Source organism: Acidisoma sp., from assembly GCF_965199065.1.
Taxonomy (GTDB): Bacteria; Pseudomonadota; Alphaproteobacteria; order Acetobacterales; family Acetobacteraceae; genus Acidisoma.
In genome coordinates, this window is record NZ_CBDAQN010000003.1 from 1863117 (window position 1) to 1884420 (window position 21304).

The window sequence follows — 21304 nt, forward strand, 5'->3', positions numbered from 1 at the left end:
TTCGGTCGCCCCGAGCGTGGCCGGTGGCGCGTTCTCGGTCGTCGCTACCTGGGCCGTCCGGCCCGGGCGCTGCGAATGATCTGGAGCCAAGGCACGAGCCGCAGGGCCATGCCAAGGGCGATGATGGCCGCCTCGATGAGGTCCTGAACAGAGGCCGCCGCGCCCATACCGAGCGTCACCTGTTGCAGTTGCGTCAGGAACAGCGCGCCCACCGCCGTTGCGGCGACGCTGCCGCTGCCGCCGAACAGGGACGTGCCGCCGAGCACGACCGCCGCGATCGTCGGCAGGAGGTAGGAGCCGCCGACAAACAGGCTCGGCACGCCGAGATATCCCGCGAGCAGAATACCCGCCGCTGCATAGATGGTTCCGGCAACGGCATAGGTCGCGATCTGGTAGCGGGCGACCCTCATGCCGGCGGCCCGTGCGGCGCGGCTGTTCGTGCCGATGGCGATGAAGCGCCGTCCAATGCGGCTTTTGCGCAAGCCGACCTCGAACAGAACGACCGCCACGAGAGCGACGATGGCGAGATAGGGAATGCCGTGGATACGGCCGATCGCGAAGTTGCCGAGATCGGTCGGCACCGCGCGCACGGAACTGGCCTTGCTCGTGAACAGCACGCAACCATAGAGCAGCGCGTTAACGGCGAGGGTCGATACCAGCGGCGTTATGCGGAACCGCGTCACCGCGATGCCGCTGACCGCGCCCGCGACGGCGCCCGCGAGCAACGCCACGATCACCCACAGGATTAGCTGGGCATTGCTGCCGTCGGGATATTTCGTGACCAAAACCGCCGCAAGCGAGATGACGCCCGGCACGGCGAGATCGAGCCCGCCTTGCTGGATGACGAGGGTCTGGCCGATCGAGGCGATCGCCAGCACCGAGGCGAAGGCGAGGACCGTCAGCAGCGAACTGCCCGAGATGCTTCCGGGCGCCACGATCGGGCTGATGATGAACAGCAGCAGCGTCGCCGGCCAGATGGCGAGGAACTCGGGCGGTATGGCCTTCCAGATGGCGAGGCGACGCATCGAATGCCGGTCCTTACGCTGTGCCGGCGGCGTCCGCGCGCAGGCGCGGGCGACCGGGTGCGCAGCAGCCGCAGGCGGCGGGGTGCCGGCTGGGCATGACACCGGCGCGGCGCAGGGCCGTCGCCGTGGACACGGGCTCCGGCTTCAGCGACGGGCTCGCCATCAGGTTCCGGCCGGATGCCGCTCCGCACGTCGGGCAGGGTTGCGGCGCCGCGAAGGCCGCGATGCTGCCGAACTCGGTGAACGGCCCGCAGGCCGTGCACTCATAGTCATAGAGCGGCATGATCAGTGCTTCTCGGCGTCGGTGCCGCGCACGTAGGGGGTCGGCAGCCAACTGCCGTCGCGCGGCACGCCGGCACGGCCGAACAGGCCATCGGCCGCCCGCTCCATCTTGCTGTACAACGACCGCACATCGACGTGGACGAGCTTGCCGTGGCGCTTCACGATCTGCCCCGCCACGAACACCGTATCGATGTTGCCGGTATGGGCGTCGTTGACGACCGCCCCGATAGGGTTGTTGATCGGGAACATATTGAGTGCGTGGGTGTCGATCATGACGATATCGGCCTGCTTGCCGGGCGTCAGCGAGCCGGTCCGCGACTCCAACCCACAGGCGCGCGCGCCCTGCAGCGTTGCGAACTCCAGGATGTCGCGGGTGGTGAGTGGCAGGGGGTCAATCAACTCGTGCCGCTCCAGCGCCTCGGCATTCAGGAAGCCGCGCGTCGCGGCCAGCAGGATCCGCATCTGGCCGAACATGTCGCCGCCGACGGAGCAGCAGACATCGATCGAGATGCTTGGCCGGCAGCCGTGCTTCATCAGCCCGAGCGTTGCCGGATTGCCATGGCCCATGTTCAGCTCGACCTCGGCGGAGAGCGAGGCGGTGCCGCCGGTATCGGCGATGAGCTTGAACTCCGCGTCGCTCAACGTGCAGCAGTGGACATAGGTGGTGTCGGCGGCGAGGAGGCCCCGGGAGTTGAGCTGGTCCACCGGGTGGTTGAGGCCCCAAAGTCCGTCACCGGCATGCAGGGTGATGCGCAGACCAAGCTCGCGCGCCTTACGGAAATCATCCTCGGTCACGTCGAGCGTTGCGAACTGCGGCCCGCGCGCGGCGAACGCCATGGTCAGCAGGCCATCGTCGCCGTTGAAATGAGTCCGCCGCACGCGCGCCACGTCGGTGAAGTCGCTGGGCATGTCGCTGACCGGAAACCACTCGCGATTGGCGTTGCCGTAGCCGAAGACGCCACGAATGCCGGAATCGCGCAGGCCCTTGACGGCCATGTCGGCGTGATCGGGCGAGTTGTTGTTGTGCGACCAGTCGTACAGCGTCGTCACGCCGGCATCGAGTGCTTCCAGCGAGCCGATGTAGTTGGCTACATACATGTCGTCGGGCGTGTAGAGCTCACCCATGACGCCGCGCACGCCGCCGAAATACTGGGCGAGGGTCCAGTCCGCCGCGGCGTTGCGCAGCAGGCATTGCCAGGTGTGCCGGTGGGTGTCGACGAAGCCGGGGATGACAATCATTCCACGCCCATCGATCTCCCGGGCGTCCACCGGACCGATATTCGGCCGGACCTCCGCGATCTTCGTGCCGTCGATAAGCAGGTCCGCGTCATGGAAATCCCCGACCTTGGGATCCACGGACACGATCATGGCGTTGCGGATTACCGTGCGTTGCATCGCTTTCTATCCTCCCCGTTTAAGCGGACGGTCCCAAGGTGAGCGACTTGGGGCCGCCATTTGATGGGACGGTAGCCGCGCTTCATCACAAGAGCAAGCTGGTTATCAGGTGAAAACCAAACATTGCGACTTTGCCGCGAATGAACGTTTGTGCTGCAACGCAGCAAGAGATTCTTTCAGAATCTTCTGGTCAGGTGTCTTGTGGTGCACTAGTGATCGGATGCTAAAGAACGGTGGAAGTGATCACCGGAGGGAGAAACCCGATGAGGGGAAGCGTGGGGGTCATCGGCCTCGGCATCATGGGAGGCGCGATCGCGCGCAACCTCGTGGCCGCCGGATGGCACGTCATCGGCTATGACACAACTGCCGAGGCTCGGTCCAAGGCAGCGGTGGCGGGCGTTGTCATCGCACAGGATATCGCGGCGCTCCTGACGGAGGCCGAGCAAATTCTGACCAGCCTGCCGTCTCCCGAGGCGGTAATCGCGACCGCCGAGGTCATCGCGCGAGAAGCGCATGGTCGCCACGTCGTGGTCGAGCTCAGCACGTTGGCGATCGCGGACAAGCAGGCATTTGCCCGGGTGCTGACGGCTGCCGGCCACGTCGCCATCGACTGCCCCATCAGCGGCACCGGCGCGCAGGCGGAGCATCGCGATCTCGTGCTTTATGCCAGCGGCGATCCGGGAGAGATCGAGAAACTGCAGCCTCTGCTGCGGGATTTTGCTCGCGAGGCGCATGATGTCGGCGTCTTCGGCAACGGCAGCCGGATGAAGTTCGTGGCCAATCTTCTGGTCGCCATCCACAACGTCGCCGCCGCAGAGGCGATGGTCCTGGGTATGATGGCGGGGCTCGACCCGCAGCAGCTCGTGGCGCTGGCCGGTGCGGGCGCGGGTGCGTCGCGCATGTTCGCCCTTCGCGCGCCGATGATGGCCGCGAACAGCTATGACAAGCCCACCATGAAGATGTCCGTCTGGCAGAAGGATATGGCCGTCATCGGCGCCTTTGCGGCGGATCTCGGCAGTCCGACGCCACTGCTCGCCGCGACGGCTCCGCTCTACGCGGCGGCGATGGAGCAGGGCTACGCGGACGCCGACACCGCAGCCGTTTGCGCGGTGCTGGAGTCGATGATCGCCGACGGAACCAAACTCAGGCGTTGAACCGCCACCGTTGAATTCAGGGGAGCAGGACCATGCAACTTGGTTTCTTCACCATGCCGATCCATCCGCTCGACAAGGATTGGCGGCAATCTCTGCGCGAGGATCAGGAGGCCTTCATCCTGGCCGATGAACTCGGCTTCTCCGAGGGCTATGTCGGCGAGCATTCCACCGATCTCGCCGAGAACATCACGTCGTGCTCGCTGTTCCTTGCCACCTTGATCCGTTCGACGAAGCAGATCCGGTTGGGCACCGGCACGGTGAACCTGCCGAACAGCCATCCGGCACGCGTTGCTGCCGAGATTGCGATGCTCGATCATCTGCTGGATGGCCGGCTGATTTTCGGCATCAGCCCGGGCGGATTGCCGTCCGACGCGGAGGCCTTTGGCAGCCTCGGTGCGGATCGCAACGCGATGTTCGTCGAGGCGATCGATCAGGTGCTGGAAATCTGGCGATCCGAGCCGCCGTACAACATCACCGGCAAGTTCTGGACGATCTCCACTGAGCGCACGATGATCCCCGATATCGGCCAGGGCTTCCTGCCGAAGCCGTTGCAGCGCCCGCATCCGCCGATCGTGGTTACTGTGGTGGCGCCCTTCTCCAAGGGAGTGGCCGAGGCCGCTGCACGAGGCTGGGAGCCGATTTCGGCGAACTTCCTGATGCCGCAATGGGTTCGCAGCCATTGGCCGGGTTACGTCGAGGGTTGCAAGCGCGCTGGACGGCCCGCTCTGTCAGAGAACTGGCGCGTCGCGAAAAGCGTCTTCGTCGCCGATGACGAAGCCACGGCCCGTGCCTATGCCACGGACCCCGACAGCCCGTATCGCTTCTACTACAACCAACTGCTGCTGAAGATGAAGCGCGCCGGCCGTGCCGAACTGTTCAAGACCGACCGTAGCCAATCAGACGAGTCAGTTACTCTCGACAACGTCTGCGACAAGCTGATCATCTACGGCACGCCGGACAAGGTCGCCGATCAGATCCTGAGCTTCCAAGAAGAGACGGGTGAATTTGGCACGTTGCTCTATGCGGGCCATGACTGGCGTGACCGCGAGCTTGCCCGCCGGTCGATGGTGCTGATGGCGGAGAAGGTGATGCCCAAGATCAACGCCGCCACGCGCACCAGACAGTCGGACGCGGCGTAACGATGCCCGTCAACATCGGCGGTTTCGCCCGCAATTTCCGCGTCGATGGGCCTGATGGCAAGCCCTGGCTCGTGCTCTCCAACAGCCTGGCGGCTGACCTCTCCATGTGGGACCCTCAGGCCGAGCGACTGGCAGCGCGATTTCGGGTGCTGCGCTACGACACGCGTGGCCACGGCCTCTCCGAAACGCCGCCCGGGCCATACGAGCTGCGAGACCTCGTACAGGATGTCGTCGATCTCCTCGATCATGTCGGGATCGAGCGCGCCTCCTTCATGGGGCTGTCGCTCGGCGGAATGACAGGCCTCGGGCTGGCGCTCGATCACCCCGCACGCGTCGAGCGCCTCATCTGCTGCGATGCGCGGGCCGACGCGCCGGAGGCCTACGTCAAAGGCTGGACGGATCGGATCGCCATGGTCGCCAAGTCCGGCACGCAGGCGATTGCGACGGCAACGGTAGAGCGGTGGTTAAGTGCTCGAACCCGCGCGGCGCGGCCTGAGTTGGTGCGGCGGCTGGAGGAGATGATCGCCGCCACAAGCGACGTCGGGTACATGGGTTGCGCCGGTGCCCTGCAACGTCTGGACTATCGCAGCCGGTTGCCGTCGATCGCCTGTCCGACCTTGTTCATCGTAGGCGCGTTGGATGGGGCGACGCCGCCTGAGGTGATGGCCGACATGGCCGAGCGCGTTCCCAGAGCAAAGTTCTCGATTGTCCCGGAAGCTGCGCACATCAGCAACCTCGACAACATCCCGGACTTCGACGCCGTTGCCGACGCCTTTCTTGACGCAACGGTTCAGGCGTAGGAGTGTCAATCGGCACTTGCTGCGCGGGTGAGTTCTACCGATCGACATGAGCATCAAGCGGACAAGACGGCACGCGGACGAGACGGCGATGGGGACGGTCCGCCAGCGGATGACGCGGTCAGACCGGGAGGCCCAAATTGTGAGAGGCGCCATCGCCTTTTTCGCAGATGAAGGACTGGGCGGCAACACAAGGGAACTCGCAGAGCGGCTGAACATCACGCAGCCACTGATCTACAAATACTTCCCGACGAAGAACGACCTCATCGAGCGGGTCTTTCAGGAAGTATTTTTTGACCGTTTTGATCCGCGCTGGAGCGACCTGATCACCGACGGCTCCCGCCCGATCATCGACCGGCTCAAGCAGTTCTACCGGGAATACTCGCAGGCGACGTACACCTACGAGTGGATCAGGCTCTACATGTCGGCGGCCTTGATGGGGCGAGACTTGAACGCGCGCTACATCGGGCAGGTCGAGCAGAGGATTCTTTTGCCCCTCTGCGGCGAAATCCGCATCTACTGCGGCTTGCCGGGACATTCAGTTATTCCGATCAGCCGCACGGAACTCGATCACGTCTGGATCTTTCACGGCGGCTTTTTCTACTACGCGATGCGCAAGCACATCTATCATGTGGTCACCACCGAGGATTTCGATGTCCTGGTGGAACGCGCGGCTACCACGATGCTTGAGGGTGTTCGCAGCATGACGAGCCGGATGGCCCTGCAACCGACTAGCTAGTGCCAGAGGGTGTGATGACAGAAAGCAGAGGGGCAACGCCATGATAGGCGCCAGCATGGAAGACAAGCGGCTCGCCGGGCCGATACGTCGCGCGCAGGACGAGGCCGATAAACAACCGGTGGTCGCCGGCGCTGATAATCTGTTCAGTGTGGCACTCGAACCGAGCAACGCAATCCTCGAGGAGAGGGCAGCCGCCGAGACCAGGAATCCAGCTCTGGCCGTGAAACTTGTCGGCCGAGGCGGTGGCGAAATGTCTCGAATGATGTTGCTGATCGGCACCCAGAACATTGATCGCGAAACAGCCGCTGTCGGTGAAGCTTGCCATCGACGGTGCGCCTTCGCGCAGACTCCACAAGACCAATGGCGGATCGAGCGATACCGAGGAAAAGGAATTGGCTGTCAACCCTTCGGCTTTGCCACTGGGCGACCGGGTGGTGATGACGGTGACGCCTGTCGCAAACCGCGCAAGAGCATTTCGGAATTCCCGCGGCGTTGGACCAGAATCAGCCAGATCAATCACGATTTCTGCATTCTTGACGCTCATGGCTCTCTCCGTCCTGCGTAACCAACTTAGCCTGCGAGGCTAAGGACGGCCAATAAGATGATCCACTGCCACATATAATATTTCATAATGACAATCGCTGACAGTCTGAGGGACGTTCGGTATTTTGTGGCCGTATACGAGGAGCGTTCGTTTACCGGCGCCGCAGAACGGGAGAACGCAACGCAGTCCGGGGTGTCTCAGCATATTCGGAAGCTTGAGGAGCGGGCAGGCCTGCCGCTGTTTCTTCGTGGCGGCAGTCAAATCGCGCCGACGCCCGCAGGCACGAAGTACTATGGCTTTTGCCTTGAGCTCCTGCGGATCAATGCGGGGGCGGATCTGGCGATACAGAGCTTCGTCGGCGGTCTGACCGGGGAGCTTGCCGTAGGTCTCATGCCGACGATGACCCGCTGCGTCCTTGCTCCGGCCCTGTGGCGGTTTATGGACCTGCATCCCAATGTCCATGTTCGTATTGTGGAGGGGTTTAGTTCCTTCTTGACCCAGCAGGTTCGGGATGGGGAGGTCGCGTTTGCGGTCGTTCCCGCTTTGCCGGACACTACGGGCTTAAGCCAGCGACCCTTTGCGCGGACACCCGAGGTATTCGTTTCGGCGCCTTCTCGCGAAGGGCACGGGAAGCCGATACAACTGGCGGCCTTGACCGGCTTGAAGGTCGTGACGCCGAGCGTGCAGAACACGCGGCAACAGGTGTTGCGAGCCTATTTTTCGGCAAATGACGTAACGGTTCGGGCCGCCCTGGAGCTTGATAGCATGTTCGCAACCCTCGACCTCATTGCACGTTCCGATTGGGTCGCAATCCTGCCGGGGTTGATGATGGCGAAGGACCTCGAAAGCAGTAGATACTCGATCAGTCCGCTTTCTGCACCGCCGCTTTGGCTGGACCTTGTCGTTGTGCAAGCCCGTTCAAGCTCGGCGTCTCCCGTGGCACAGGCATTTCTTTCAGTACTCGAATCGGAAACACAAAACGCTAATGCGGTCTGGTCTGATCGCATGAGATGAATTCCAACGACGCGTTGGGCGCCGGCACGTTGCTTGACCTAGGCATCCGCTTCTTCTTGATACTTGAGACCGATGAGGCAACACTCCCTTCCGGGGCCCCTAAATGTGCAGGCAGCAGGTCTGGTGCCAAACGGCGTGACGGACGGAGCGCAATCTGTCATCTACGGGAAATAGAAGGTAACGTCGCCATTGAGACGCCCGAGTTCAAAACGTGTGGTGACATATGCCGTGGCGGATATCCACGGCAGGCTGGATCTGCTGGACATCCTACTCGACCTCATCACGGCGGACGCCGCTCTTCGCGGGGCGCGTGCCAAGATCGTCTTTACCGGTGACTATGTCGACCGAGGCCGTGACTCCTACGGCGTCATTGAGCGACTGATCTCAGGGCCGGAGCGTGAGGAAGATGAGTTTCTGTGTCTCCGTGGGAATCACGACGACCTCTTTGCACGCAGCGTTATGACAGGATCCATGGTTCCAGACTGGGCGTGGTTCCTCTTCGACCACACGCTCGAAAGCTATGCCATCGTGCAAGATGGGCTGACAATGACCGACCGGCTTCGCCGTCATGTAAGCTTCGTCTCCGCGCTGCCGCTTACGCATGACGACGGCCGGTATCTGTTCGTCCATGCCGGCATCCGGCCTAATGTTCTGATTTCGGATCAGAACGAGGAAGATCTTCTTTGGATCAGGGACGAATTTCTTGACTACACGGGCCGGCTGCCACGGCGTGTCGTTCATGGCCATACAATCATCGGCAACCGGCCGATCTTTTCAGAGAACCGCATCTCAGCCGACACGGGAGCGTTCCGTTCCGGCTTCCTCACTGCCATCGTTCTCGACGGTGGCGAGGAGAGCTTCATCCAAGCCGTGGGCGAACCCGATCGCGGTGCGATCGAGCGCGAGCGGATCCTCAGCGAATCCATGCTGAGCGGCGGCTTCTCGGCCGGTCTCGCACGAACACCAGGACTACTGAGGTTCAGCTAAGGCCTCTTGAATCGCCCCTAGATCAGGAAGAGCGGCGGCGCGACCGGTTGCAGCGGAAGAACGTCACACTCCATGCCGGCGCATCACAACCCTATTACGGCGAACGGCGGCTTCCGGCTCGGCGGCAGCCTGATCCGACTCCTCTTCGACCACAAGCCAACCGTTAAAGCGCGGTGCCTCTCCGGCCACTTCCAAAACACCGGCGATGTCGCAGAGGCCGTCTCCCAACATGGCCCATCTGCCTGCAGCATCGACATCCTTGAGATGAACGTAGCGGATGCGCTCCCGATACGTGCGCATGACGTCGAGCATGTTCATCTTGCCGCGGAGGATGTGGCCGGTATCTGGGACCCAGCCAATCAAGGCCGGGTCAGTCATCGCGAAGATCCGGTCGTAATCCGCGCGAGAGGCAAGCAGCGTGCTGTGGTGGGAGCTTGGATGCAGGGCGATATCCACTCCCGCCGCGACCCCGCGTTCACCCGCCGCGTTGTAGAATGCGGCGGCCACGGCGAACTTGCTCTCGGCCGGCCCGGGCGACATGACGGTGGCGCTGCCGAAGGACACCATCGCACCCGGGAATGCGCCGGCAAAGGCAATCGCCCGGTCCGCCGCGGCGAGGTCGGCCTCCAACAGGGCAGGTTCTGTGAACCCGCTTTCACTGCCAACGGCATAGGACACAAGGGTGAGGCCGTGGCCCGACAGCGCGGATGCGAAGGCATCAGGCGTGGTAGCGTAATGACCGATCATCCGGTCGGTGATCTCAATTCCTGCGTAACCGGCGGCGGCAATCATCTCCAGCAGCCGGTCCGGACCACCGCGGTAAGCGGCGCCCAGCATTTCCCATGTGTAGGTTTGACAACCTAGTTGCATCGATCATTCCTTCATTCCGCCGAGCGTGAGCCCCTCGATGATGTGCCGCTGGAAAAACAGCACGAGGATGATCAGCGGCACCGTTACGACGGCGGAGGCTGCGGAGATGTCGCCCCAGGGCACGTAGTAGAGGTCGGTAAAATTTGCTATTCCCACAGGCACCGTCTGGTGCCGAAAATTCGATGTGAAGGCGAGCGCAAAGAGAAACTCGTTCCAGGCGGCGATGAAGGCGAGCAGCCCGGTCGTCACCAGGCTCGGCAGGGAGAGCGGCAGGATGATGCGCCACAGAAGCCCCAGCGTGGCAACGCCGTCGACACGGGCCGCCTCATCCATCTCGCGCGGCAAAGTCTCGAAATAGCCGAATAGCACCCAGGTAACGAGCGGCAGGCCAAGCGCCAGGTAGGTGATGATCAGGCCGGTATAGGTGTCCAGCAGGTTGAGATCGGAGGCGATGAGGTAAAGCGGCCCCACGATCGCGATCTGCGGGAACATCGCGACCGAGAGCATCAGCAAGAGCAGGCCGAACCGCCCGCGGATGTTCAGGCGCGACAAGGCAAAAGCCGCTAATGACCCAAGCGCTAGGCAAAGCAGCGTCGTCAGGCTCGCGACGATGAGCGAGTTGCGCAAGTAGAACCAAAGCTGGCGATGGAAGAACGCGTTAGCGTAGTGCTGCAGCGTAAAAGGGTGTGGAATGAAAGATGGCGTCGGCGCCGTCAGCGCGCGGTCCAGTTGGAAGGACGTCGAGAATTGCCAAACAAATGGTCCGGCCGACCATAGCAGAACGAGGAAGGCTCCCGCGTAGGTCAGCGTCGGGCGCAGTATGCCACGCTGCGTGCTCATGCCTGGCGCCTCAACTGCCGCATGATGAAGAGACAAAAACCGAGTGCGATCGCACCTTCGGTCACGAACATCGCCATGGTCATGGCAGAGCCGTAGCCGAATTGAAGCGTGGAGAAGAGCACCTTGTAGCTGAGCGTCGACAGTGTCTCCGTGGAATCGGCCGGCCCGCCGCCGGTCAGCACGTAAACGAGGTCGAAGACGCGAAAGGCATCAAGCGCGCGGAAGAGCCCGGCGATGAGAAGCGTAGGCAAGAGCAGCGGCAGCCGGACATACCAGAAGGCGGTCCAGCCGGTCGCTCCGTCGATGCGCGCGGCCTCGACCAGCGTGGGCGAGATCGTCTGCAGGCCGGCGAGCAGAAGAAGCGCCATGAAAGGCGTCGTTTTCCAAACGTCAGCCAGGATGATCGTGCCGAGTGCCGTGCGCGCCGAACCCAGCCAGTCGACATTGCCGGAGAGAACGCCGAGATGCACGAGGATGTAGTTGACCACCCCATGCTGCCCGTCAAACAGCCAGCCGAACATCTTCGACGTGACGACCGTGGGCATCGCCCAGGGCACCAGCATGGCCGCACGGATGAAGGAGCGACCTGCAAAATGTTCGAAGAGTAGCAGCGCCATCCCGAGGCCGATGACCGTCTCGATGCCGGTCGAGACGGCGGTGAAGACCACCGTGTGGACCCACGCGTTCCAGAATTGGCCATCGTTCGCCAAGTTGACATAGTTTGCGACGCCGACGAACCCGCTGGCATTGGTGATCAGCGAGGTGTTCGTGAAGGATAGCCAGATGCCGTTGAGGATGGGGTAGAAGGCGACAGTTGCGAGCGCCACCAGAGCTGGAAGCATGAGCAGCCAAGCAACCGCGCCGCGACGTAGGGCGCGACCGGGCCGCGGCCAGTGACGCTTTGCTGCGATCCCATGAGCCTGCGTCAGCTTGCCTGACAAGTGGGAAGCCGAGCCGCTGCCATCGGTAGGGACTGAGGCCCCCTCCTGCATACCCGGCATATGGAACTCCACCCTTGCGCGCGATCTGGACGTCGCGTGTCAAGGGCACGATCTCGCAAAGGCAATGCAGGGTCAAGCGCAAACAAGCAGATAAACGCATCTCCTCTTGAGCATCGGCGACGTTCGGCGCAAGAAAGATGCGCCACTCGATCGGGACAGGAGACGTGCTGGCTATGTCGAAGCTTGGCATCGGGTTGATCGGCTGTGGCAACATCGCCATGACCTACCTAAGAAACGCCCGTCTCTTCGCGGGGTTGGAGCCGCGCGCCTGCGCCGATGCGTTGCCCGCACAGGCGGCTCTGAGAGCTAAGCAATACGGGGTGCGGGCCTGCACGGTCGAGGCGCTCCTGGCCGACCGAGAGATCGATCTTGTGCTCAACCTGACCGTCCCAGCCGCGCACCATGACGTCACGCTGGCGGCGCTTGCGGCGGGCAAGCATGTGTTCACCGAAAAGCCGCTCGCGTTGTCAGCCGAGGCCGGGCAGGAGCTTGTGGCGGAAGCAAAGGCGCGCGGTTTGGCGCTGGGTTCGGCTCCGGACACGTTTCTGGGGGCTGCGGGACGGCTGGCGCGGCAGTTGGTCGACGGCGGCGCAATCGGCCGCGTGGTGACTGGCACGGCCTTCATGATGGGGCGGGGCATGGAGCATTGGCATCCAAATCCCGCCTTCTACTATCAGGCGGGTGCGGGACCGGTGCTCGACATGGGGCCTTATTACCTGACGATGCTGGTCAACCTGCTCGGCCCTGCCACGCGTGTAATGGCGATGGGCACAAGCGGCTCTGAGGAGAGGGTCATCACCGCGCCGGGACCGCTGCACAACACCCGCTTCAAGCCGGAAACGCCGACGAGCGTGCTGTCTCTCATTGAATTTGCCTCCGGTGCAATCATCACCTTCGGGGCGAGCTGGGATGTGCACCGGCACAGCAACGCAAATATCGAACTGCATGGAACCGAGGGCTCCCTGAGGCTGCCTGACCCTGATACATTCGGGGGCACCGTTTCGCTCAGCCGCCGCGGCGACGGCTGGGAGGCTGTCGATACCGCAGACCGGGTGTACGGCGCGATCAACTGGCCCTACGAACAGCCGGACCGTGCTAACTACCGCATGCTGGGAGTGGCCGACCTTGCCGCCGCCGTGGCAGCCGGGCGTTCGCCACGAGCCTCGGGCTCGCTCGCGCTCCATGTGCTCGACATCCTCGCTGCCATCCTGCGGTCGGGCGAAAACGGTGAGGCAGTCGACATCGCCACCAGCGTCGATCAGCCGCCGGTATTGCAGGAGGATGAAGCGGCGGCCTTCCTCGCCAGGACACCGTAAGAAAGAAAAAAGGTCCTGCTCATGCTCGCCTCCAATGCAAAAGCCGTCCTCGACGCAATGGCCGCTGCCGGCCTTCCTGCGATCGATACTTTGTCCCTGGCGGAGGCAAAGCGGACGTTTGTGGAGAACGCTGCACGGCTGACGGGAGACGCCACGGATCGGCGGGTCTCACCGCTGCGCGCGCTCATTCCAGCGGATCTGGCGCCCGCCTTTGTGGCAACCGCCGAGCATGACGTACTGCATGACGAGGCGCGGGAATGCATAACTCGTCTCAAAGAAGCGCAGGTGCCGGTGCATCTCGACGAGAATCCCGGGCAGATCCACGGCTTCGTCAGCATGTACGGCTTCATTGCCGAAGTACGGCGATGCGTCGGGCGCGCCGTGGACGCATGGCGCGCAAGTGAGATGAGAACGGGAGGCCGATGAGCAAGCAACGAGCCTGAGCGACGTGCCGCAAAACACAAAAACAAAATTGTTGAAGGGAGACTACGCCATGACCGCATCCGAAAAGCCGGTGGGGACAGGTGGCCTCAGCCGCCGCCAGGCCTTGACCGCAACAGGCATCGCCTTGGGCTCGACCCTGTTACCGCTCGCGCCCCGCCGCGCAAGGGCCGCGGATCGCGCCCAGATCACCTTCGCCAGCGCCAATTTCTACGGCCGTGAGACCATTGCCCAGGTTGTTGACACGTACAACCAGTCGCAGAGCAAGGTGCAGGTGACCTTCGTGCAGCTGCCGCCGCCATCCTCATCGACGGAGGTGCATCAGGCGCTGGTGCAGCAGCTCGCCCGGCGCAACGGCACGCCCGATGTCTTTACACAAGATGTGATCTGGATTGCGGAGTTTGCGAGCGCAGGTTGGGCGCTTCCGCTCGACCAGTATTTCGGGCCGGGCGTCCGTGCCGCATATTTTCCGGGCCTGATCCAAGCCTGCACCTTCCGGGGCAAGCTGACGGCGCTGCCGTGGCACGTCGATTCCGGCATGCTTTACTACCGCACGGATCTTCTTCAGCAGGCCGGTGCACAGGTGCCGACGACCTGGGCCGATCTGACCGCGACCGCCCAAAAGATCCAGGCGTCCGGAGGCGCCAAATTCGGCTACCTCTGGCAAGGAAAGCAGGCCGAGGTGCTGGTCTGCAACTTGGTGGAAGTCATCGCCTCGGCGGGCGGCGGCATCCTGGCGCCCGACGGCCGCACGGTGCTCATCGCCGAGCCGCCCGCGGTCGAAGGCGTCCAGTTCATGTACGACACGATCAACAAGAGCAAGATCAGCCCGCAGGATGTTTTGAGCTGGGACGAGGAGCCATCACGTGGCCCCTTCACCTCGGGTGAAAGCGTGTTCCTGCGCAACTGGTCCTATGTATATAAGATCGCGCAGGACAAGACGGAATCCTCTGTCGCCGGAAAGGTGGGCGTGGCGCCGCTGCCGCATTTTCCGGGCGGCAAAAGTGCCGCCTGCCTGGGCGGCTACCAGTATGGCGTCAACGCCCATACGCAGAACCGGGACGCCGCGATCGACTTCATCACCTGGATGTCCTCGCCTGCGACGCAGCTCCATTTCGCCACCGGGCTGGGCCTGGCACCGACGCGTCCGGCCGTCTTCGAGGAGGCGCAACTGATCCAGCAGCAGCCCTTCATGCACACTCTGAAGGACGTATTTGTCGGTGCAACGCCGCGGCCGGTCACACCGAACTATCCGCAGGTGACACTCGTGCTGCAATCCGCCGTCTCTCGCGCCTTGGTGAGCGGCGATGTGCAGACGGAGCTGAACCGGGCGAAAGACCGGATCGCGACGATCGTCAGCAGCTGATCGGGTGCGTTATCTCGTTGTCCTTGGTATAGGACAACGAGATGTCCGGATCACACGGGACCGACGATGACCTCGACGCCGGCCTGCGCAAGCGCGTCGGCGATGTCCGAGGGCGGCGTAGCGTCCGATACCAGATACTGGATACGATTGAAGCCCGCGACATGAGCGAACGCGTTCACGCCAAATTTGGAGCTGTCGGCCACGACGATGACGCGGCGCGCCGCCTCCATCATCTCGACAGTCTCCTGGCTTTCCTCGAGGCGACTGATGGAAAGACCTGTGGCGTCGATGCCGGTCACACCAATAACAGCCGTGTCGACGCTGATGCGTGCGGAGCCGGCAATCTTCACCGTGCCTATCGTGATCTGCGCGCTTTCCCAATAAGCGCCGCCTAGGACGTAGACGGACCGCGCCGCATTGGACGCCACCATCTGCGGCAGCATGAGGTTGTTGGTGACGATTGTGAGGTCTCGCAGCTTGCCAAGCTCGGCCGCAAAACAGCAGGTGGTGGAACCGCCATTCAGAATGAGCGTTTCCCCCTCGCGGATGAGGCCAGCCGCCGCACGTCCTATGCGTCGCTTCGCCGGTGCTTGGGCGGCCATGCGCGCTTGGAAACGCGTTTCACGCGCAACCAGCCCCTCGCCGGCGAGGGCACCGCCATGTGTCCGTGTGAGCAGCCCATGCCGCTCCAAAAGCTGGAGATCGCGCCTGATCGTGTCACGAGAGACCCCGAACATCGTAGTCAACTCAACGACTGTCACGTGTCCCTTGACGCGCATGTAATCGGCAAGCCGGCGCTGACGCGAACCTGGCAGAACAAGCTCTTCGCTGTCAGCGGTCACTGATGATTATCCTAACGCAATACTTTGCCAGTCCGGGGCGCGTCGAGGCAGGCGGCGCCCGGCCGGGGGCAGTTAAGAGATGAACACACATAGCCGCCTCGTAGCTTGCCGTGACGGCGGCGGCTAGAGCTATGCATGCATTGCCGCAAGCCTGAGCAACAAGGTGCCGTTTTTTGCAGTTTTATGATTGACTGCGCAGTATCGAGCGAGACATCATGCTTGGAGAAGAGCCCCAAGATAGAGCCGTTCTAGCGGCCGAGGAACGACGCGTGCAGGCGACGTGGCACCAAACATATGCAGACCTGCTCGGCCGGGTTGGCCTCTATGCCGAGCGGGCGCATTGGACCGTCTGCGGCCTGTCGGTTTGCGTCGACGCCTTCACCCACCTCGCTGCCTGCGAGGCGCAGCTTTTCACGGGTCCGGCGCAGGCACAGGCGCTTGGCTCGGAACTGCGCCGGCGGGCGGAGGCTGGCATTGGCGGCGAAATCCGCGTTGACTGGGCCGACGGACCACGATGGATCGATGCCAATCTTCCCGTGCGTGTCGCGCTTGGCGGTACGTCGGCCCATGCGGCACGCGTGTTGACGATGCTTGGCGCGCCGGCCCTTCTGGCGCTCGAGCATCGAGGGCCGGAGCAACTCAGCCTTCTCGACCCGGATATGCAGTTGGCTAAGGACGACAGGTCGCAGCGCGCGGCCGACGTCCTGTCGGAAGGCGACGACCGCCTGCGCGTCTATGTCTTCGAGTACACAGCTGGCCAAAACTTCGCCGGTATAACGCCGCCCCGCTCATCCCGCATCATAGTGCGCTTCCATGATCTGGCCCTGGAACGGGATGCGGCATTCGAGCGGCTGAGCCCGCGCCTGATCGGGGCCCATCCGGGGCTCGGCGCCGGCATCGTCTCTGGCTTCAACGCGCTCGGGACCGGTCCCGCGCTGGAGGCAGGCCTGGGCTATGCGTGCGGAATTGCGCAGAGTTGGACCGCCGCAGGGATCGGCATGATCCATCTGGAGATGGCGGGCTTCGATACCGTCCGTTGCCGCGATACGACACTCGAGCGGCTTTCCGGTGTTGTGACCTCCATCGGCATGAGCCTTTCCGAGTTTCGGGCGATTGATCCCGACACCGTACGCCTCGGCGACGGCATGCGGCGGCTGGGTGAGCGGCTAGGCGTCGATCGCGTCTGCGTCCATGCGGACGACTGGGCGATAAGCGCGACCCGGCGCGATCCCGTGCAGGAGCGTGAGGCGCTGATGATGGGTTGCCTGCTGGCGAGCGCGCGCGCGGCGAGCGGCGCGATGACCGTGCCGCAGGCGCTCCCGGCGGCGGCGCGTTTCGACAAACCGCCGCCGGACGAGACGCTGGGCGGCTGGCATGTCGTCTCCTGTCCCAGTCCTTATCTGGAGCGTCCGCGCACGACGCTCGGCCTGGGCGACACCTTCATGGCGGGCTGCCTCCTGGTCCTGGGGCAGGAGAAGCTGCCGCAGGCTAGCACCCGCGGAACCGGAGCACCTGCTACCGGAGTGGGGGCTCCTCCGGCCGGCTTTCGAAGTCAGACGCGTCATCAAGAGCCCACACCATAAAAGAAGGGAAACGATCCATGCTGAGACAACAGCTGCTGGCCTTCGGACTCGCCCTTGCCGTGCCAACGCTGCCACTTGCGGCGCAAGCCGCGACGACGCTGACGATTGCGACGGTGAACAACCCCGACATGATCGAGATGCAGCGTCTCTCTCCAAAGTTCGAGGCCGCCAATCCAGACATCAAGCTGAACTGGGTCACGCTGGAGGAGAACATCCTGCGCCAGCGGATCACCACCGATATCGCGACGCATGCCGGCGGCATGGATATCGTGACGGTCGGCGTTTATGAAGTGCCGATCTGGGCGAAGCGCGGCTGGCTAGATCCTATTACGGACATCCCGGCCTCCTACGATATCGATGACGTGCTGAAGCCGGTCCGGGCGGCGCTCTCCCAGAGGGGCCAAGTCTACGCGCTGCCCTTCTATGCCGAGAGTCAGATGACGCTCTACCGCACGGATTTGGCGGCGAAAGCCGGGGTTACGATCCCGAGCAATCCGACCTGGCCGCAGATTGCGACCATCGCGGACAAGCTGAACGATCCCAAGAACGGCATTTACGGCATTTGCCTGCGCGGAAAGGCCGGCTGGGGCGAGAACATGGGGCAGATAGGACCCGTGGTGAACGGTATGGGCGGCCGCTGGTTCGGTATGAACTGGCAACCGCAACTTACCAGCCCGCAGTGGGAAAAGGGCGTGAGCTTCTACGTCGACCTGCTGCGGCGGGATGGACCGCCGGGCGCCGTCTCCAACGGCTACAACGAGACGCTTGCACTTTTTGCCGCCGGTCATTGCGCGATTTGGGTGGATGCGACCGTCTCGGCTGGCTTCCTCGCCAATCCGCAGGAGAGCACGGTCGTCGGCAAGGTGGGCTACGCGGCACCGCCCTATACGACGACGACGGTAGGCTCGCACTACCTATGGTCGTGGGCGCTCGCCATTCCATCGACCTCGCCCAACAAGCTGGCCGCAGAGAAGTTCATCACGTGGGCGACCTCGAAGGGCTACATCAAGATGGTGGCGGAGGACCAAGGCTGGGCCAGCGTGCCGCCCGGCACGCGGTATTCGACCTACGCCTCGCCGGAATACCAGAAGGCGGCGCCCTTTGCGCCCGTGGTTCTGGCGGCGATCAATTCGGCGGATCTCAACCATCCGTCGGTGCAGCCAGTGCCCTATACCGGCATTTCCTATGTTGGCATCCCTGAGTTTCAGGGTATCGGCACGATGGTCGGCCAGGAAATAGCGGCGGCGATCGCCGGGCAGAAGACCGTGAAGCAGGCGCTGGCCGCGGCACAGAGCCAGACCGAACGGATGATGCGTCGCGCCGGCTACCTGGAATGAAGATGGCGCGGCCCATGGCCTCGGCGCATGTGGAGGGGCACCCGGCCGAAGTGCGTCAGGCCGAGGGGCGGCAAGTGCCGCCTCACGCCGCGCGCCGGACAGTGCCCGGTGCAAGCATCATCGGCACCAAACGAATAGTCCCGTTTCTCTGTACCAGCCCCTCCGTCGTGGTCATGCTGCTCTGGATGGTCGTGCCGGTGGTGATGACCGTGTGGTTCTCGCTGCTGCACTACAACCTCATGGACGAGGGGCGCCGCTTCATCGGGCTCCGCAACTTCGTCTATCTGCTGACCGACCCTTCGTTGACCGATGCGCTCCTCAACACCGTCTCGCTGGTCGCGGGTGTTCTGGTGGCGAGCATCGTCTTCGGCATGCTGCTCGCGTTGCTCATCAACCAGCCGATGTTCGGGCGCCCGGTAGTGAGGCTGATGGTGGTCGCGCCTTTCTTCGTGATGCCAACCGTGAGTGCGCTGATCTGGAAGAATATGCTGATGAACCCGGTCAGTGGGTTGTTCGCCTGGGTCGCGCATCAACTCGGCCTTCCGGCTTTCGACTGGTTTGCCGATGCACCGTTGGTGGCCGTCGGCATCATCGTTGCTTGGCAGTGGATCCCCTTCGCCACACTCATTCTGCTGACCGCTTTGCAGTCTCTGGACCGCGAACAGATGGAGGCCGCGGAGATCGACGGTGCCGGCTCCATCATTCTGTTTCGTCGCGTCATCATGCCGCATCTGGCACGCCCCGTGACCATCGTCATTCTGATCGAGACGATGTTCCTGCTCTCGGTCTTCGCCGAAATTCTGGTGACGACAGGCGGCGGCCCCGGCGACGAGTCGACCAATCTGCCCTTCCTGATCTACAAGACGGCGCTGCTGGATTTCGATGTCGGCGGCGCATCGGCGGGCGGCCTGATTGCCGTGGTGCTTGCAAATATCGTCGCGATCTTCCTGGTGCGCACTGTCGCCCGGAGCCTCGACCAATGACCTCGGCCGTGCAGCGTCGTCGCCAGCGCAAGGTGCTGTTCACGCTGGTCGGATGGTTTGTCGGGCTCGTCATGTTCTTCCCTATCCTCTGGATGGGGCTAACGGCCTTCAAGACGGAGGCGCAGGCGGTGACGACGCCGCCGTTGCTGATCTTCCACCCGACGCTCAGCAGCTTCGCGACCGTCTTCAGTACAACCAACTATCCGCGCTACGTCGCCAACAGCGTCATCATCTCCGGCCTTGCCACACTAGCGGCGCTACTGCTCGCACTGCCCGCGGCTCATGCCATGGCGTTTTTCCCCACGCGCCGTACACGCGGCGTGCTCATGTGGATGCTGTCGACAAAGATGATGCCTTCGGTAGGCGTGCTGGTGCCGATCTATCTGCTGTTCCGCGACCTTGGGTTGCTCGATACCCGCACGGGCATGATCGGCATCTATGCGCTGATGAACCTGCCGATCGTGTTGTGGATGCTTTACTCGTTCTTCCGCGACGTTCCCCGCGACGTGATCGACGCCGGGCGCATCGATGGCGCTGGAACATGGGCGCAGATCGTGAAGCTGCTCCTGCCGCTCACGGCGCCGGGGATTGCCTCGACGATCCTGCTCAGCATTGTGCTGTGCTGGAACGAGGCTTTCTGGAGCATCAATCTGACAGCTACTCATGCGGCACCGCTGACTGCCTTCATCGCCACCTTCTCGAGCCCCGAGGGGCTGTTCTGGGCGAAACTCTCGGCCGCATCCTTGCTGGCGGTGGCGCCGATCATGGTCGTCGGGCTGGCGACGCAACGGCAACTGGTGAGTGGCCTCACCTTCGGCGCCGTGAAATGAACTTCGAGGACTGAACGATGTATCTGGCAAAATACAACCTGACTGGAAAGATTGCGTTCGTGACCGGCGGCGGCCGCGGCATCGGCCTCGCAAGCGCCCAGGCGCTTGCCGAATGCGGCGCCCGCGTCGTCATTTCGGACCGCGATCCCGCTGTTCTGGAGGCCGGACTTTCTGAGTTGCGCAAGCAGCAGGCTGAGGCCGAAGGACTGGTGCTCGACGTGACGGATGCGGCCGGGGTGACGGCCGCCGCGGACGATCTGAACGGGCGTCTGGGAGCGGTCGATATCCTCGTCGCCAATGCCGGCATCGCGTGGCCCGACACGGGAGCCGAGGAAATGGAAGACGCTGTCTGGCTCAAGATGATCGATGTGAACCTCAACGGCTGCTTTTGGAGCTGCCGCGCCTTCGGCCGATACATGCTGACGCGCGAACGCGGAAGCATTGTGACGGTAGGCTCGATGTCGGGCGTGATCTCCAACCGTCCGCAACGCCAGGCCCACTACAATGCCGCCAAGGCCGCTGTGCATCATATGACGCGGTCGCTTGCCGGCGAATGGGCGGCGCGCGGCGTTCGGGTGAACGCGGTGGCGCCGACATATGTCGATACTGCCATGTCGGGCGCAGGTCTGCGTACGCCAGAGCTCGCGAACACCTGGCTTGAGAACACGCCGGCCCATCGTGCCGTGACGGCGGGGGAGATTGCCTCCGTCATTCTGTTCCTGGCCGCCGACGCGTCCAGTGCCCTCATGGGTTCCATCGTGCTTGCCGACGCCGGCTACACGATCTGGTAGCGGCTGAGTTTTCACCTATTGGGAGTTT

Annotated in this window: 22 protein-coding genes; 14 read left to right on the top strand and 8 right to left on the bottom strand. The window is 63.2% G+C overall.

Going from position 1 to position 21304, the window contains the following annotated elements; genetic code table 11:
* Window positions 1-44 precede the first annotated feature (44 nt).
* From ACOEQ1_RS16810 to ACOEQ1_RS16820, 3 genes are read right to left on the bottom strand one after another with little or no spacing between them, the layout of a single operon-like run.
* Window positions 45-1025, bottom strand: a complete 981-nt coding sequence (locus ACOEQ1_RS16810) for an ABC transporter permease (RefSeq protein ID WP_419760375.1) — start codon at window positions 1023-1025, stop codon at window positions 45-47.
* Between the two features lie 13 nt (window positions 1026-1038).
* On the bottom strand, window positions 1039-1308 hold the full coding sequence (locus ACOEQ1_RS16815; protein WP_419760376.1) for an FmdB family zinc ribbon protein: 270 nt from the start codon (window positions 1306-1308) through the stop codon (window positions 1039-1041).
* A 2-nt stretch (window positions 1309-1310) separates the two neighbouring features.
* Complete coding sequence (locus tag ACOEQ1_RS16820) at window positions 1311-2702, bottom strand: amidohydrolase family protein (RefSeq protein ID WP_419760377.1); 1392 nt, start codon at window positions 2700-2702, stop codon at window positions 1311-1313.
* Window positions 2703-2965: 263 nt separating this feature from the next.
* Between ACOEQ1_RS16820 and ACOEQ1_RS16825 the strand changes: the two genes are divergently transcribed.
* The 4 genes from ACOEQ1_RS16825 (at window position 2966) to ACOEQ1_RS16840 (ending at window position 6531) form a co-directional block, all read left to right on the top strand.
* Entirely contained in the window at window positions 2966-3856 is an 891-nt protein-coding gene (locus tag ACOEQ1_RS16825; RefSeq protein WP_419760378.1) for an NAD(P)-dependent oxidoreductase, read from the top strand.
* A gap of 32 nt (window positions 3857-3888) precedes the next feature.
* Window positions 3889-4995, top strand: coding sequence for an LLM class flavin-dependent oxidoreductase (locus ACOEQ1_RS16830; RefSeq protein WP_419760379.1), 1107 nt, complete (start codon window positions 3889-3891; stop codon window positions 4993-4995).
* Window positions 4996-4997: 2 nt separating this feature from the next.
* Window positions 4998-5795 carry a 3-oxoadipate enol-lactonase gene (pcaD, locus tag ACOEQ1_RS16835; protein WP_419760380.1) on the top strand — a complete coding sequence of 266 codons (798 nt, stop codon included), beginning with the start codon at window positions 4998-5000 and terminating at the stop codon, window positions 5793-5795.
* An 88-nt stretch (window positions 5796-5883) separates the two neighbouring features.
* Window positions 5884-6531, top strand: a complete 648-nt coding sequence (locus ACOEQ1_RS16840; protein ID WP_419760381.1) for a TetR/AcrR family transcriptional regulator — start codon at window positions 5884-5886, stop codon at window positions 6529-6531.
* Here ACOEQ1_RS16840 and ACOEQ1_RS16845 read toward each other — a convergent pair.
* Window positions 6524-7075 carry a flavin reductase family protein gene (locus tag ACOEQ1_RS16845; protein WP_419760382.1) on the bottom strand — a complete coding sequence of 184 codons (552 nt, stop codon included), beginning with the start codon at window positions 7073-7075 and terminating at the stop codon, window positions 6524-6526. The two genes, ACOEQ1_RS16840 and ACOEQ1_RS16845, sit on opposite strands and share 8 nt — an antisense overlap.
* 87 nt (window positions 7076-7162) lie before the next feature.
* Between ACOEQ1_RS16845 and ACOEQ1_RS16850 the strand changes: the two genes are divergently transcribed.
* Both ACOEQ1_RS16850 and ACOEQ1_RS16855 read left to right on the top strand, forming a co-directional pair.
* Complete coding sequence (locus ACOEQ1_RS16850; RefSeq protein WP_419760383.1) at window positions 7163-8089, top strand: LysR family transcriptional regulator; 927 nt, start codon at window positions 7163-7165, stop codon at window positions 8087-8089.
* A 228-nt stretch (window positions 8090-8317) separates the two neighbouring features.
* Window positions 8318-9076, top strand: coding sequence for a metallophosphoesterase (locus ACOEQ1_RS16855; RefSeq protein WP_419760384.1), 759 nt, complete (start codon window positions 8318-8320; stop codon window positions 9074-9076).
* Between the two features lie 63 nt (window positions 9077-9139).
* Here ACOEQ1_RS16855 and ACOEQ1_RS16860 read toward each other — a convergent pair whose 3' ends face one another.
* The 3 genes from ACOEQ1_RS16860 to ACOEQ1_RS16870 all read right to left on the bottom strand — a co-directional run bounded on the left by ACOEQ1_RS16860 (window position 9140) and on the right by ACOEQ1_RS16870 (window position 11628).
* Window positions 9140-9868: a sugar phosphate isomerase/epimerase family protein gene (locus ACOEQ1_RS16860; RefSeq protein WP_419760385.1), complete on the bottom strand. Its 729-nt coding sequence runs from the start codon at window positions 9866-9868 to the stop codon at window positions 9140-9142.
* A gap of 81 nt (window positions 9869-9949) precedes the next feature.
* Complete coding sequence (locus ACOEQ1_RS16865; protein WP_419760386.1) at window positions 9950-10786, bottom strand: carbohydrate ABC transporter permease; 837 nt, start codon at window positions 10784-10786, stop codon at window positions 9950-9952.
* Entirely contained in the window at window positions 10783-11628 is an 846-nt protein-coding gene (locus tag ACOEQ1_RS16870) for a carbohydrate ABC transporter permease (protein ID WP_419760387.1), read from the bottom strand. Before ACOEQ1_RS16870 ends, ACOEQ1_RS16865 begins: the two co-directional genes overlap by 4 nt.
* Window positions 11629-11960: 332 nt before the next feature.
* On the opposite strand from ACOEQ1_RS16870, the gene ACOEQ1_RS16875 reads away from it, so the two are divergent.
* The 3 genes from ACOEQ1_RS16875 to ACOEQ1_RS16885 all read left to right on the top strand — a co-directional run bounded on the left by ACOEQ1_RS16875 (window position 11961) and on the right by ACOEQ1_RS16885 (window position 14910).
* Complete coding sequence (locus ACOEQ1_RS16875) at window positions 11961-13103, top strand: Gfo/Idh/MocA family protein (protein ID WP_419760388.1); 1143 nt, start codon at window positions 11961-11963, stop codon at window positions 13101-13103.
* Window positions 13104-13124: 21 nt separating this feature from the next.
* Window positions 13125-13529, top strand: coding sequence for an alpha/beta hydrolase fold domain-containing protein (locus tag ACOEQ1_RS16880; protein ID WP_419760389.1), 405 nt, complete (start codon window positions 13125-13127; stop codon window positions 13527-13529).
* Between the two features lie 67 nt (window positions 13530-13596).
* The gene (locus ACOEQ1_RS16885; protein WP_419760390.1) at window positions 13597-14910 is read left to right on the top strand and encodes an ABC transporter substrate-binding protein; all 1314 of its coding nucleotides are present in this window, start codon (window positions 13597-13599) and stop codon (window positions 14908-14910) included.
* Between the two features lie 50 nt (window positions 14911-14960).
* Here ACOEQ1_RS16885 and ACOEQ1_RS16890 read toward each other — a convergent pair whose 3' ends face one another.
* A complete protein-coding gene (locus ACOEQ1_RS16890) occupies window positions 14961-15752 on the bottom strand; it encodes a DeoR/GlpR family DNA-binding transcription regulator (protein WP_419760391.1) in 792 nt (263 codons plus the stop codon).
* Window positions 15753-16021: 269 nt separating this feature from the next.
* On the opposite strand from ACOEQ1_RS16890, the gene ACOEQ1_RS16895 reads away from it, so the two are divergent.
* From ACOEQ1_RS16895 to ACOEQ1_RS16915, 5 genes are read left to right on the top strand one after another with little or no spacing between them, the layout of a single operon-like run.
* The gene (locus tag ACOEQ1_RS16895) at window positions 16022-17335 is read left to right on the top strand and encodes an ADP-dependent glucokinase/phosphofructokinase (protein ID WP_419760392.1); all 1314 of its coding nucleotides are present in this window, start codon (window positions 16022-16024) and stop codon (window positions 17333-17335) included.
* Between the two features lie 17 nt (window positions 17336-17352).
* Window positions 17353-18672, top strand: coding sequence for an ABC transporter substrate-binding protein (locus ACOEQ1_RS16900; RefSeq protein WP_419760393.1), 1320 nt, complete (start codon window positions 17353-17355; stop codon window positions 18670-18672).
* A gap of 2 nt (window positions 18673-18674) precedes the next feature.
* The gene (locus ACOEQ1_RS16905; RefSeq protein WP_419760394.1) at window positions 18675-19655 is read left to right on the top strand and encodes a carbohydrate ABC transporter permease; all 981 of its coding nucleotides are present in this window, start codon (window positions 18675-18677) and stop codon (window positions 19653-19655) included.
* The gene (locus ACOEQ1_RS16910; RefSeq protein ID WP_419760395.1) at window positions 19652-20485 is read left to right on the top strand and encodes a carbohydrate ABC transporter permease; all 834 of its coding nucleotides are present in this window, start codon (window positions 19652-19654) and stop codon (window positions 20483-20485) included. Before ACOEQ1_RS16905 ends, ACOEQ1_RS16910 begins: the two co-directional genes overlap by 4 nt.
* 17 nt (window positions 20486-20502) lie before the next feature.
* Window positions 20503-21276, top strand: a complete 774-nt coding sequence (locus ACOEQ1_RS16915) for an SDR family NAD(P)-dependent oxidoreductase (protein ID WP_419760396.1) — start codon at window positions 20503-20505, stop codon at window positions 21274-21276.
* Window positions 21277-21304 lie beyond the last annotated feature (28 nt).

Coding starts and splice junctions, on each gene's coding strand:
- ACOEQ1_RS16810 (WP_419760375.1), bottom strand. CDS start 1,025: ATGCGTCGCCTCGCCATCTGGAAGGCCATACCGCCCGAGTTCCTCGCC.
- ACOEQ1_RS16815 (WP_419760376.1), bottom strand. CDS start 1,308: ATGCCGCTCTATGACTATGAGTGCACGGCCTGCGGGCCGTTCACCGAG.
- ACOEQ1_RS16820 (WP_419760377.1), bottom strand. CDS start 2,702: ATGCAACGCACGGTAATCCGCAACGCCATGATCGTGTCCGTGGATCCC.
- ACOEQ1_RS16825 (WP_419760378.1), top strand. CDS start 2,966: ATGAGGGGAAGCGTGGGGGTCATCGGCCTCGGCATCATGGGAGGCGCG.
- ACOEQ1_RS16830 (WP_419760379.1), top strand. CDS start 3,889: ATGCAACTTGGTTTCTTCACCATGCCGATCCATCCGCTCGACAAGGAT.
- pcaD (WP_419760380.1), top strand. CDS start 4,998: ATGCCCGTCAACATCGGCGGTTTCGCCCGCAATTTCCGCGTCGATGGG.
- ACOEQ1_RS16840 (WP_419760381.1), top strand. CDS start 5,884: ATGGGGACGGTCCGCCAGCGGATGACGCGGTCAGACCGGGAGGCCCAA.
- ACOEQ1_RS16845 (WP_419760382.1), bottom strand. CDS start 7,075: ATGAGCGTCAAGAATGCAGAAATCGTGATTGATCTGGCTGATTCTGGT.
- ACOEQ1_RS16850 (WP_419760383.1), top strand. CDS start 7,163: ATGACAATCGCTGACAGTCTGAGGGACGTTCGGTATTTTGTGGCCGTA.
- ACOEQ1_RS16860 (WP_419760385.1), bottom strand. CDS start 9,868: ATGATTGCCGCCGCCGGTTACGCAGGAATTGAGATCACCGACCGGATG.
- ACOEQ1_RS16865 (WP_419760386.1), bottom strand. CDS start 10,786: ATGAGCACGCAGCGTGGCATACTGCGCCCGACGCTGACCTACGCGGGA.
- ACOEQ1_RS16870 (WP_419760387.1), bottom strand. CDS start 11,628: ATGCTTCCAGCTCTGGTGGCGCTCGCAACTGTCGCCTTCTACCCCATC.
- ACOEQ1_RS16875 (WP_419760388.1), top strand. CDS start 11,961: ATGTCGAAGCTTGGCATCGGGTTGATCGGCTGTGGCAACATCGCCATG.
- ACOEQ1_RS16880 (WP_419760389.1), top strand. CDS start 13,125: ATGCTCGCCTCCAATGCAAAAGCCGTCCTCGACGCAATGGCCGCTGCC.
- ACOEQ1_RS16885 (WP_419760390.1), top strand. CDS start 13,597: ATGACCGCATCCGAAAAGCCGGTGGGGACAGGTGGCCTCAGCCGCCGC.
- ACOEQ1_RS16900 (WP_419760393.1), top strand. CDS start 17,353: ATGCTGAGACAACAGCTGCTGGCCTTCGGACTCGCCCTTGCCGTGCCA.
- ACOEQ1_RS16905 (WP_419760394.1), top strand. CDS start 18,675: ATGGCGCGGCCCATGGCCTCGGCGCATGTGGAGGGGCACCCGGCCGAA.
- ACOEQ1_RS16910 (WP_419760395.1), top strand. CDS start 19,652: ATGACCTCGGCCGTGCAGCGTCGTCGCCAGCGCAAGGTGCTGTTCACG.
- ACOEQ1_RS16915 (WP_419760396.1), top strand. CDS start 20,503: ATGTATCTGGCAAAATACAACCTGACTGGAAAGATTGCGTTCGTGACC.